This window comes from Sulfuricurvum sp., from assembly GCF_028712165.1.
Lineage (GTDB): Bacteria > Campylobacterota > Campylobacteria > Campylobacterales > Sulfurimonadaceae > Sulfuricurvum.
The window spans coordinates 1-11,498 of sequence record NZ_JAQTQR010000082.1 but is presented as its reverse complement, the minus strand read 5'-3'; the positions used below and the strand labels follow the sequence as shown (position 1 = coordinate 11,498).

Below are 11,498 nucleotides of genomic sequence, written 5' to 3'. Positions count from 1 at the left end.
GTGCAGGATTTGAGCGCTGTATTGGATGGGAACACCATAGTAGGTGTTAAGTACCGTAATATTCTCTGATTTTTGACGAAGTGTTTCAAGCGCATTGATAAAAGCATCTTCAAATAAAAAGAAGGATTCATCATCCAGACGGTTTGCAGTATAGGTTATGAAACGCTCGATAGCTGTAGAAAAAGAGACAATTTTACTCCACCCGCCCAGGTGACCGTAAAACGATTTTATATAATGGTTCAATACAATATAAAAAGTATCGGATAAAAATCGCTCAACTTCTTCTGAATTACGAAATAAATCACGTATATTGCTTAAAACCGTATCGGAATCGCTTTTTTTTTCTAAAAATAGCCAATCAAACAAAGCACCGACAAGAGATTGAAACGTGTTTTGAGAAATAGGAGTCGTCACAATATCAGTATACGCTTTCCAAGCCGCTTTGATAAAACCGGGACGAAATGTTTGTGTATCAAAATGGGTATGGCTCAGTGTTTTGAATACATTGATTGAAGCTTTATCTGCCATGATTTTCATCTTTCACATCAAAAGTAATTGCTGCCTTTACAGCATTCATATAACTTAATATGGATGCTTTGTTTTGGTACGCGATGTCAAATGCCGTTCCATGGTCGACAGATGTACGGATAATCGGTAAACCCAAGGAAATATTTACACTTTGATCAAAATAGAGTGCTTTTAGCGGTGCTAATCCCTGATCATGATACATAGCCGCAATCATTGAAAAATTTTGACGGAACCGCGGTGTAAACGCAATATCCGGAACGATTGGACCGACAAAAATATCTCTTCCGAGATGTGCATTGGCATGCGCTATAGCTTCATCAATAAAACGCTCTTCATCTCCTAAAACGCCGTGATCCCCTGCATGAGGATTGAGTCCTAAAACAGCGATGGGTTCATGTGCAGTCGTTGCATAAAGTTGGAGCAAAAATGAAGTGAGTTTATCGGTTTGAATATGGTTTGCAACTTCATGAAGGGGAATATGCTCCGTAAAGAGTGCAACATAAAGTTGATCGCATCCGAGCATCATAATGGCATCACTTTTACATATATCTCTCAATGCATCTGTATGTCCGACATAATCTATTCCAGCCATTTTCCATGCTTCTTTATGAATCGGTAACGTTACGACAGCATCAACGGCTTTGGATTTTGCCAGTTCTACAGCAGCAATAAAAGAATCATAGCTGTATTGTCCGCTCTCACGGGAGACTTTCCCTGCTTCGATGGTAAATTCACCTGAGACTTTGAACATATGAAAATCGTTTGGAATTTGTTTGTGTAATAACCCTGCCGCTTGATGCGCCATAGTGTAGTTGATACAATAGAGAGGATCACAGAGTTGTTTGATCTGATTGTGGGCTTTGAGGATTATCTCAAATCCTACTCCATTCAGGTCACCGACACTGATGGCAATCCGTTTTAGCGTTGACATAGTGCTTTCATATCCGATACGGCAACAGCCAAGCCGGTAAACACGGAACGGGCTATGATACTTTGTCCGATATTAAGTTCCTCAATTGTATCAATATCGACAATAGATTTAACATTTTGGTAATTAAGACCATGTCCTGCTGCAACCTTTAAACCTAACATACGTGCTTTATTAGCTGCATCAACAATCTCTTCGAATGCCTGATTCAAACGGCTGTCGAGTTCTTTGCGGCTTAAATCAAGTGACTCGATAGTATGGTGTGTATGGGGAAGGGCACTGTAGCGCATAGCGTATACGTTTGCATAGCTACCGGTATGCAGTTCAACCCACTGGGCTTCCAGTTTACAAGCCAATTCAATCGCTTCGTGTGTTGGATCGATAAAGAGTGAAACCTCAATTTCATGTTTGGAAAGTTTTTTAATAGCATTTAATATTGCATCATACTGTCCTACAACATCGAGCCCGCCCTCTGTAGTTACTTCTTCTCTTTTTTCAGGGACCAATGTCGCACGGTGAGGACGCAAGCGACAAACAATATCAATGATTTCAGGATTGATGGAGCATTCCAGATTAACAGGAAGAGAAGAATTTTCTAAAATTCGACGGACATCTTCATCATGGATATGACGTCGATCTTCACGCAAATGGATCGTAATCTGATTCGCACCATTCATAGCACAAATTCCTAGCGCCATCACCGGATCAGGATCATTGATTTTACGTGCTTCTCTAAGTACAGCGATATGATCGATATTAACACCGAGTTTAAGATTGTCTTCGTGCATAAAAATCCTTTTTAAAGTGAATAAATTGACCTGATATTATAGCTTCACGCGCTTGACGTACCAACCACAAGTAATAATGGAGGTTATGAATCGATGCAAGTCGAAAATATGTCAGTTCTCTGGAACGAAATAAGTGGTGCAAATAAGCACGGCTGTAACGGCGGCAGGTGTAGCATTGACATGCCGGATCAATCGGTTCGGAGTCATATTTATATTTAGCACCTTTGATATTTACTTTCCCAAAGGTTGTAAACAACGTTCCGTTGCGGGCATTGCGTGTCGGCATAACACAATCGAACATATCGACTCCGCGTTCGATGTTTTCGACCAAATCTTCGGGGGTTCCGACTCCCATCAGATAGCGTGGTTTATCAGATGGCATTAGCGGTGTTGTATGCTCAACCGTATCGTACATCAGATTATTTGACTCACCGACGGAAAGTCCACCGATTGCAAACCCGTCATAATCCATCGCACATAACTCTTCAGCAGATTGGGTACGGAAATTTAAATCAGTCCCCCCTTGGATAATGGCAAAAATATTTTGGTTTATGCCGATCCCTTTGGTCTGATTATTTCGATGATAATCAATCGACTGTTGCGCCCACTGAGTCGTTCGTTGTATCGAGGTTTTGATCCGTTCCGCTGTTGCAGGCAGAGCGACGAGATCATCGAGAATCATCATGATATCGCTGTTTAAATTGTTTTGGATATCTATAACTTTTTCTGGCGTAAAGAAGTGTTTGCTTCCGTCGATATGACTGCGAAATTCGATCCCTGATTCGGTCGGTTTTGAAATATCACTGAGGCTGAATGCCTGAAATCCTCCGCTATCTGTCAAAAAACTGTTAGGGTAGGTGGTATAGTCGTGTAATCCTCCGAGACGCGCAACAGTTTCATCTCCGGGTCGAAGATACATATGGTAGGTATTGGCGAGAATGATTTGAGTATCTAAAAGTTCTGTCATATCTGCCATATCAAGCGCCTTTACAGAGCCTACCGTCCCTACCGGCATAAAGATGGGAGTTTGGATTGTGGAATGTGCCGTAGTGATAGTGCACGCTCTGGCGTTGCCGCAGGTGGCATCGACGTTAAATTGCATAAATGACCTTAAGTTTTTTTATTATTTTATCGCATAACGGGCCATTTGGACAACTTAATCTTAGGTATAATAATAAAAAGATTATTGATTAGGATTATGAATGAGCATTGAGCACTCACAAACAGCCTTCGAAAAAGCCCAGCAGCTTATACCGGGAGGGGTAAACTCTCCGGTACGTGCGTTTAAAAGCGTCGGTGGAATTCCCCGTTTTATATCACGAGGAGAGGGCGGTTATTTGATCGATATTGATGAAAATCGCTATGTTGACTATGTTCAGAGTTGGGGGCCGTTGATTTTCGGGCATCGTGACGAATCGATTGAAAATGCGGTTATTGAAGCGGTTAAACACGGTCTGAGTTTTGGTGCCCCGACCGAAGCGGAAAGCGATCTTGCCGAACTTATTATCTCTATCTATGACTCCATCGAAAAAATCCGTTTTGTCAGCAGCGGCACGGAGGCGGTTATGAGTGCCATCCGACTTGCTCGCGGATTTACAGGACGCGATGACATAGTAAAATTCACCGGATGTTATCACGGACACAGTGATGCTCTTCTCGTTCAAGCAGGTTCAGGTGCCGCGACATTCGGAACACCGAGTTCTCCGGGTGTTCCTGCTGATTTTACCAAGCATACATTATTGGCGGAATACAACAATATCGAAAGTGTACGTCAATGTTTTAAAGACAGCCCCGGAATCGCGTGCGTTATTATCGAACCGATTGCCGGAAACATGGGGCTGGTGCCTGCAACTAAAGATTTCCTTTCAGAACTCCGAGCAGTGTGTGACGAATACGGCGCATTGTTGATTTTTGATGAAGTCATGAGCGGTTTTAGAGCATGTCTGCATGGTGCTGAAAGCATTACTGGTACGAAGCCTGACCTTGTGACGTTAGGAAAAGTCATCGGCGGCGGTATGCCTGTAGGAGCATTTGGCGGTCGTCGTGAGATAATGGCGCATCTCTCACCTGAGGGAGGAGTATACCAGGCAGGAACCCTCAGCGGAAATCCGGTTGCAATGGCGGCAGGACTTGCTTCGATTCACAAGCTCAAAAATAATGCAAGAGTTTTTGGAGTTCTTGAAGAGAGAGCTAAACGCTTAATGAACGGATTCGCGGAAGCAGCGAAAAAACACAATATCGGCTTACAAACCGATGTACGCGGATCAATGTTCGGATTTTTCTTTAGCGATGAGTCGGTTTCAAATTTTGCCGAAGCGCTCAAAAGCGATACGGCACGTTTTGCCAAATTTCATGCCGCGATGCTGGATGCAGGATTTTATTTTGCCTGTTCCCAATTCGAGACAGGATTTATTTCTACTGCAACGACTGATGCGATGGTTGAAGAGACGATTGCCGCAGCGAACAAAATATTCGGAGAACTGTAGTGGAAGAAAATCAAGAAGAGCATAAACCACGTATAAAGCCGATAATCGAAGGGGCAGAGACTTTATCTCTCGGAATATCGATGGTGGTTGCCGTATTGATCGGTGTTGCAATTGGTCTGGGACTCAAAAAACTCACAGGTATTACTTGGCTTTTATGGGTTGGGGTTGCAATCGGTCTGGCTGCCGCATTTTTAAATGTTTATAAAGCCTACAGCAAACAGTATAAAGAGTTTGAAAAATTGGCCAAAGATCCCCGATACAATATGGGTAAGAGCATCGATGAGGATGATGATGAGGATTAAAAACGCAATCCGTATTTTTGTACTAGCACACATCTCCGTTTTAGTACTGCTCTTTTTGTCTAAAACAGTGTATGCCAACTTTACAGTTGCCATGTTGTCATCAATGCTTATTCTTATGGGATCGCTTTATTCGTATCGCAGTATGATTAATCAGCGTGTTGAAAATGTTGATATCGAAGACAATAAAGACGTAATAGATATGATGGATGACCCGTACGATTTGTACGAAGAAGAGCGCGAAAATGAAGTTGCTGATATCAAGCAGATGATTAAAGAAGAAAAAGCTCGACAAAAAAGCAACATTATTCAAAACACAACTAAAAATGCTTCAGCATGGGTGTCTGTTTATCGCCTCATACCGTATGCATTTTTAATCATGGGTTTTTTGGCTCTTAACAATAATCATTCACTTTTGATAATGCCCTATCTGTTAGGACTTGCGGCGGGTATCCCTCTGGGATACTTTATTTCACGCGACTTATTTATTTCACGATCATCGGAACGTTAAGTATAATTTTTTGCTCTTTAACATCAACGAAGAGATTGTTCTCTTCGGCCAAATGAGTAATCTCAGGAAGATATTTTTTAGTTATTGACTCGGATGAAACTTCGATAGAGAAGAGTGAATATTTCTCCCCTTCAAATTTAATATGTTCCCCTACACGGAAAAACAATCGAGTTAAAATTTTCTCATTTCCCAACATCGAAGTATAAATTTTATTGAGCAATTTGATAAAAAGCTCTGTCTGTAAACGAATTTCCGGGATCGTAGGATCGAGTTCTTTTGTATACCGTGTTTGGCTTCCAATCGAATTGGAACTGATACACAAATCAATCAACGTATAAACATTCACCAACTGACCATCCGGCTTTTGTTTCGTAAACTGGAAAGAGGGGAGCTGGTAGAGACGAATACCGATCTGTTCTTCATCTTCATAGCCTACAGTGATACCGAAAAATTTAAAACGTCCGAACTCGAGTTCTAAAAATGTCGTTTTAAACCCGAATGAAGAACTGGCATACGTTGTTGCAATCTTATAGATTGCAGATGCCTCAATCGCACCCAGAAGATATTGCGCTTCTGTGTTCAATGATATGATTTTGCCGGAAGAGTTAAATAGGATGAACGGATTGAAATCGTATTCAATCCACTGCTGATCAAACGTCATCAGTCCTCGATATAATTTTTAAGTTTACGACCCACTTTAGGGTGTTTCAATTTTTTGATCGCACTGCTTTCGATTTGACGTACACGTTCACGAGTAACATTGAGCTCTTTGCCGATCTCTTCAAGAGTACGGTCACTTTCATCGTCCATGATCCCGAAACGCATTTTGATAACCGCTTTTTCTCGCTCATTGAGCTGTTCTAAAACGCTTTCGATTTGGACTTTCAAATCGTCTTTCAAAATAGCATCACTCGGAGAGAGAGACATTTTGTCTTCGATGAAATCTCCGAAACGACCGTCTTCTTCATTTCCGATTGGAGCTTCGAGAGAAATCGGTTCTTTGGTAATCTTGATAACATTTTTAACTTTTTCAACCGATAAGCCCACTTCTTCTGCAATGGTTTCGACATCCGGCTCTTTACCGTGTTCTTGGAGATGTTTACGCATAATTTTATTGATACGGTTAATCGTCTCGATCATGTGGATCGGAATACGGATGGTTCGTGCCTGATCGGCGATAGCACGGCTGATCGCCTGACGAATCCACCAAGTAGCATAGGTCGAAAATTTGTACCCTTTTTGGTATTCAAATTTATCGACCGCTTTCATCAATCCGATATTTCCTTCTTGGATCAAATCCAAGAACGGAAGTCCACGGTTGGTATAACGTTTTGCGATCGAAACAACAAGACGAAGATTCGATTTAGCCATACGGGTTTTGGAAACTTCTGAGATATTTTTACCCCGTTTGATTTGTTCCAAAATATCAGCCAATTTGTCCGGTTCCATGTTGAAACCGCCTTTAGAGGCTTCTTTGGTCTGAATCAATTTCTTGATCTCCATATAGGTACTGACCATTGTTGCTTCCGGAACTTTAGCTGCAATTTCTTCTTTGGTCAAATCACAGATTTTATTCAAAATCAAAGTATGATTTTTTTTGAGTTGATCATTAAAAAGTGGAAGCTTGTATTCAAGACGTTTCAACTCACGATCAAAACCTTCGTCACTTCGCAGGGCTGTTTCCATCGAACGGACAAGCTCGTTGATCAATTTTGAGGTTGGTCCAAGATCCAACAAAGATTCTTTCAGCATTTTTTTCTTGAAGCTGACATTGAGGAAGAATAAAACGTAATCCGCATCCATTTCATCAATAGAACATTCGTCTAACATTTTTTCGGTTGCTTTAACCCAGTCTTTTTTTGCTTTTTCAAGCGCTTTAAAGCTGGTAACAACTTTTTCTATCCGTTTTTTATCTTTAACCGATGGGGCTTTTTCGTTTGATTCTTCATCATCGCTGTCATCATCGCTGTCATCATCGGATTCTTCTTCTTCCGCTTCTTCAAAACTTTTGAAAAGTTCTTTGACACGTCGTTCACGATTAATAAGAGGATCTTTGTAATCAAGAATAAAATCAATTAAGTATGGAACCGAGCAAATCGCATCGATAATGATCCCTTCACCCATCTCCATCCGTTTAGAAATTTCGACTTCCTCTTCTTTAGTAAGAAGAGGGATTTGTCCCATTTCACGTAGATACATACGTACAGGAGAATCTGAGCGTGACCATTCGAGAAGTTCATGCTGCTTTAGAATATCAAATTCATCGCCGCTGGCTTCTTCAATAAACTTAAGCTGCGCAGCACGTTTAGCTGCAGCTTCTTGCTGATTGAGCATTTTTGCATGCTCAGAGGATGTAAACAAGCAAATCTTATGCTTTTGTGCCAGCTTTAAAATAGTTTTTGCTTGTGCAAGGGTTGGTTGTTTGTCAAAAGGATCGACAATTGTTTCATAGGTGAGACAATTTTTAGATTTATGTTCAGTGAATAGGGTTTCGAGATGTTTATTTAGATCTTTGACACTCATGCGAGGAAGACTCCCTTACGTTAAAAAGAGGTGGATTATACCGAAATATTTCTTAAAAACTATCCGAAATATATATTTTTCTTTTATTTCAAACTTTGGAACACTTGTTGCTACAAAAGTTCTAATATTCTACAAGGATGATAAATGCAGACCGGATATTATGCGGCTACAGCAGGGATGGTAGCTGAATTTAACCGCATCGATACGATTGCTTCGAATCTAGCTAATGCAAATACGGCTGGTTTTAAGCAAGATCAATTGATAACCGGAGATTTTGTCCGTCTTTTCAAAGAGAAACAAAATATCCTCCCTATTGCCAATCAAACAGAAGAGGGAGCACAGTATTTTAACCGCTCGCTTTCTCGAGTTCCTCAAATTAGTGATGCCTATACTGATTTTAGTTTGGGTTCTATGCAAAAAACCGAAAATACATTTGACCTCGCATTGAGCAAAGAAGGTCAGTTTTTTGCTGTCAAGACGCCCCAAGGTATACGACTGACCCGTGATGGAACCTTTACTACTAATGATGCAGGGAAGCTGGTTACGAAACAAGGGTACGAAGTATTGCCGGCAGATTACCTCCAGAGTAAAACTACCATTACTTTTAATCCGCAGGATAGTGTTATCACGATTGATAAAAACGGTCAAATTTCTACTAATGTTCCGGGATCCACACAAATGGTGGCAAACAAAAAACTCATGATTCTTGAACCGCAAAATATACGAATGTTAAAAAAAGAGGGAGAAAATCTTTATATCCCCGAATCCGCAGACCCATTAAAACCATTAAATGAGAGCGGATCGGTTATGCAGGGTTTTACCGAGAAAAGCAATGTAAATGCGGTTAATCAGATGATTTCATTGGTTGAAGCCAATCGGTTGGTCGGAATGTACCAAAAAGCGATGGACACACAAATGAATGATATGAATAAAGATGCAATCGAAAAACTCGCCGTTACCAGACGATAAAACTAAGGAGAAATGACCCATGATGCAATCACTCTATACCAGTTCTACCGGTATGCTTTCCATGCAAACCCAAATCGATACGACAGCGAATAATATTGCCAACGTTAATACCATGGGATATAAAAAATCCCGTGCTGAATTTGCCGATTTAATGTATAAAGTAATGACCTATGCCGGAACATCAACCAGTGATACAACCAAGTCACCGACAGGAATCGAAGTCGGTCTCGGGGTGCGTCCGACCGCAATCAATAAAATATTTTCCGAGGGAAGTTTAAAGCAAACGGACAATACTCTTGACGTTGCGATTACAGGACAAGGTTTTTTCAAATTACAACTTCCTAACGGTACGGAAGTCTATACCCGTAACGGTTCCTTTAAAGTTGATGCGAATGGAACTATGGTCAATTCCGATGGATATACACTTGTTCCTGAGGTTGTTATCCCCTCCGATGCTACCAATGTGAGTATTGGGACAGACGGGATCGTGAGCGTAACACAACCCGGTCAGGCACAAGCAACACAGATAGGGCAAATTTCTCTGACGAATTTTATTAATCCGGCTGGTTTGCATGCGATGGGAGACAATCTTTTTGTTGAAACAGACAGCTCCGGTCAGCCTGTCGAAGGGACCGCAGGTGAAGATGGTTTAGGCTCGATCCGTCAGGGATTTGTTGAGCTTTCAAACGTTCAGTTGGTAGTTGAGCTTACCGACCTGATTACAGGGCAACGGGCCTACGATGCAAACTCTAAAGTTATTACGACCAGTGATGAAATGCTGGCAACTGTCAACGGATTGAAACGTTAATATTATTCACTATTAAATCCCTTCTTGCGGGATTTAAAACTCTTTCAACTCTTCTTGGCTATAATCCGCTTAATTTTACGTACCATAGGATTTTTGATGCAAAAAATTGAAGGCAAAGTTTGGAATTTCGGTAAAGACATTGATACCGATCTTATCATCGCCGCTCGCTACCTAAACACATCTAACCCAAAAGAACTCGCAAAACATGTCATGGAAGACGCTGATCCGACATTTGTGAGTAAAATGACCCCGGGTGACATCATCGTTGCTGACGAAAACTTCGGCTGCGGATCATCCCGCGAACATGCGCCGATAGCACTTAAAGCTGCCGGTGTCGCTGCCGTTATCGCTCCGACGTTTGCCCGTATTTTTTACCGCAATGCATTTAACATGGGATTGCCGATTTTTGAGCTTACCGAGAGTTTAGAGATCAAAGAGGGTGAGTCCGTCAGTATCGATATGGATGCAGGGACGATCACAAACATTACAACCAATAAAACCTACAACTTTATCCCTATCCCACCATTCATGCAAGAGTTGCTCTCTGCCGGCGGACTTATGAATTACGCGAGCGAAGAAATCGCTGCACAGGAGAAATAATTAATGAAAAGTTATAACATTGCACTGATTAAAGGCGACGGTATCGGTCCTGAGATCATTGACGAAGCGATTAAAGTTATGGACGCAGTTGCGGCATGTGAAGATATTGAATTTAACTACCAAGAAGCGCGGAGCGCAAATAAACAATTCCAGAACTCCTAATAGCCGATGATACGGTTCCAGATTGTATTGTAACAACACCAGAGTTATTTAATGAAGAGTTTCCAGATTTAAATGTTGCAGTTCCTGATGTCCCAGTACTATCTGATGTTTGCCACGTAAATGCTGCACCGCTTTGGCCACCAAGAAAAGAATTGCTTAATACAGACGCAGAAACGCCACCTGCTGTAACAAATCTTGTACCAAACCCGGCTGGTACCATTAAATCAACATTACCTGTTGTACTGGCTATATAGCTGTTATTATTTAAATTAATCCACCGTCCATTCGCCTGATTTCCAGCATCTAATACTTCTTGTAATGTGTTTGTTCCACCTCCACTTACAGCAGCTTCTAAATTCTCTAAAGCTTCCTGTACATTATCCCCACCAACCGTAACCAACGGAGGATTCATATTTATTTGATCGGCACAATGATGCCATTCCTCTCCCGAAGCATGGGCCAAAAAATCTCGTTTGTGGGTAGCTAATTGCCCACCTTCTGGAGCCCTACCAGATCCTACAAATGGTGTTCTTGGGGGTACGCACCTTGCCATTGCCATAATTAAATTCCTCCACAATTATATTCAATTAATACCTTATGGCAAAATAATCAAATGTTGATGTCCAAGAACAGAATCCACAACTCCGTTGATAATAGGATGCGAGTGATGTTCAGATATACTGGTTGTCTGATTTACTTGCCCTAATGTAATTATTCCCTCATTAATAGTTATTGTATGAGTGTGTGGAATTGGAACATTATTAGGCCCACGCAATAATCCTACTGTAGTAGTAACAATTGTAGGAATATTGGCAGTGCTGCGAATAGCTCTCCACTGATACAATATGCTCGTCTTACGAATTCGTTGCACATTAAAATGTTGGTTACCCGTTTCT

The 11,498-nt window shown here is 41.3% G+C and carries 14 protein-coding genes and 1 pseudogene; 7 read left to right on the top strand and 8 right to left on the bottom strand.

The window, feature by feature from the left end; translation table 11 throughout:
* From PHP90_RS12295 to tgt, 4 genes are all read right to left on the bottom strand, one after another.
* The coding region (locus tag PHP90_RS12295; protein WP_299930393.1) for a hypothetical protein at positions 1-528 on the bottom strand (528 nt) is incomplete at its 3' end.
* On the bottom strand, positions 518-1,459 hold the full coding sequence (gene pdxA / locus PHP90_RS12290; RefSeq protein ID WP_299930390.1) for a 4-hydroxythreonine-4-phosphate dehydrogenase: 942 nt from the start codon (positions 1,457-1,459) through the stop codon (positions 518-520). The genes PHP90_RS12295 and pdxA, both read right to left, overlap by 11 nt.
* Positions 1,447-2,244, bottom strand: coding sequence for a pyridoxine 5'-phosphate synthase (locus PHP90_RS12285; RefSeq protein WP_299930387.1), 798 nt, complete (start codon positions 2,242-2,244; stop codon positions 1,447-1,449). Before PHP90_RS12285 ends, pdxA begins: the two co-directional genes overlap by 13 nt.
* Positions 2,225-3,346, bottom strand: coding sequence for a tRNA guanosine(34) transglycosylase Tgt (tgt, locus tag PHP90_RS12280; protein WP_299930384.1), 1,122 nt, complete (start codon positions 3,344-3,346; stop codon positions 2,225-2,227). The genes PHP90_RS12285 and tgt overlap by 20 nt, the downstream gene beginning before the upstream one ends.
* A 100-nt stretch (positions 3,347-3,446) precedes the next feature.
* Between tgt and hemL the strand changes: the two genes are divergently transcribed.
* Genes hemL through PHP90_RS12265 form a run of 3 tightly spaced genes read left to right on the top strand, consistent with a single transcriptional unit; the run spans position 3,447 to position 5,540 of the window.
* A complete protein-coding gene (hemL, locus tag PHP90_RS12275) occupies positions 3,447-4,730 on the top strand; it encodes a glutamate-1-semialdehyde 2,1-aminomutase (protein WP_299930381.1) in 1,284 nt (427 codons plus the stop codon).
* On the top strand, positions 4,730-5,032 hold the full coding sequence (locus PHP90_RS12270; RefSeq protein ID WP_299930378.1) for an AtpZ/AtpI family protein: 303 nt from the start codon (positions 4,730-4,732) through the stop codon (positions 5,030-5,032). Before hemL ends, PHP90_RS12270 begins: the two co-directional genes overlap by 1 nt.
* Entirely contained in the window at positions 5,022-5,540 is a 519-nt protein-coding gene (locus tag PHP90_RS12265) for a hypothetical protein (protein ID WP_299930375.1), read from the top strand. Before PHP90_RS12270 ends, PHP90_RS12265 begins: the two co-directional genes overlap by 11 nt.
* Here PHP90_RS12265 and PHP90_RS12260 read toward each other — a convergent pair.
* Both PHP90_RS12260 and rpoD read right to left on the bottom strand, forming a co-directional pair.
* Positions 5,515-6,201 (bottom strand): hypothetical protein, encoded by a 687-nt coding sequence (locus PHP90_RS12260; protein ID WP_299930372.1) that lies wholly within the window; start codon positions 6,199-6,201, stop codon positions 5,515-5,517. The two genes, PHP90_RS12265 and PHP90_RS12260, sit on opposite strands and share 26 nt — an antisense overlap.
* Positions 6,201-8,063, bottom strand: a complete 1,863-nt coding sequence (rpoD, locus tag PHP90_RS12255; RefSeq protein ID WP_299930369.1) for an RNA polymerase sigma factor RpoD — start codon at positions 8,061-8,063, stop codon at positions 6,201-6,203. The genes PHP90_RS12260 and rpoD overlap by 1 nt, the downstream gene beginning before the upstream one ends.
* 144 nt (positions 8,064-8,207) lie before the next feature.
* Here rpoD and PHP90_RS12250 point away from each other — a divergent pair, with 144 nt between their 5' ends.
* The 4 genes and pseudogenes from PHP90_RS12250 to PHP90_RS12235 all read left to right on the top strand — a co-directional run.
* A complete protein-coding gene (locus tag PHP90_RS12250; RefSeq protein WP_299930366.1) occupies positions 8,208-9,032 on the top strand; it encodes a flagellar hook-basal body protein in 825 nt (274 codons plus the stop codon).
* Between the two features lie 19 nt (positions 9,033-9,051).
* On the top strand, positions 9,052-9,840 hold the full coding sequence (gene flgG, locus PHP90_RS12245; protein WP_299930364.1) for a flagellar basal-body rod protein FlgG: 789 nt from the start codon (positions 9,052-9,054) through the stop codon (positions 9,838-9,840).
* 96 nt (positions 9,841-9,936) lie between these two features.
* Positions 9,937-10,440 carry a 3-isopropylmalate dehydratase small subunit gene (locus PHP90_RS12240; RefSeq protein ID WP_299930361.1) on the top strand — a complete coding sequence of 168 codons (504 nt, stop codon included), beginning with the start codon at positions 9,937-9,939 and terminating at the stop codon, positions 10,438-10,440.
* 3 nt (positions 10,441-10,443) lie between these two features.
* Positions 10,444-10,566: pseudogene (locus PHP90_RS12235) on the top strand (isocitrate/isopropylmalate family dehydrogenase); the annotation flags it as partial.
* On the opposite strand, the gene PHP90_RS12230 reads toward PHP90_RS12235, so the two are convergent.
* A complete protein-coding gene (locus PHP90_RS12230; protein WP_299930358.1) occupies positions 10,553-11,161 on the bottom strand; it encodes a hypothetical protein in 609 nt (202 codons plus the stop codon). The pseudogene PHP90_RS12235 and the gene PHP90_RS12230 overlap by 14 nt on opposite strands.
* A gap of 36 nt (positions 11,162-11,197) precedes the next feature.
* The coding region (locus PHP90_RS12225) for a hypothetical protein (RefSeq protein WP_299930355.1) at positions 11,198-11,498 on the bottom strand (301 nt) is incomplete at its 5' end.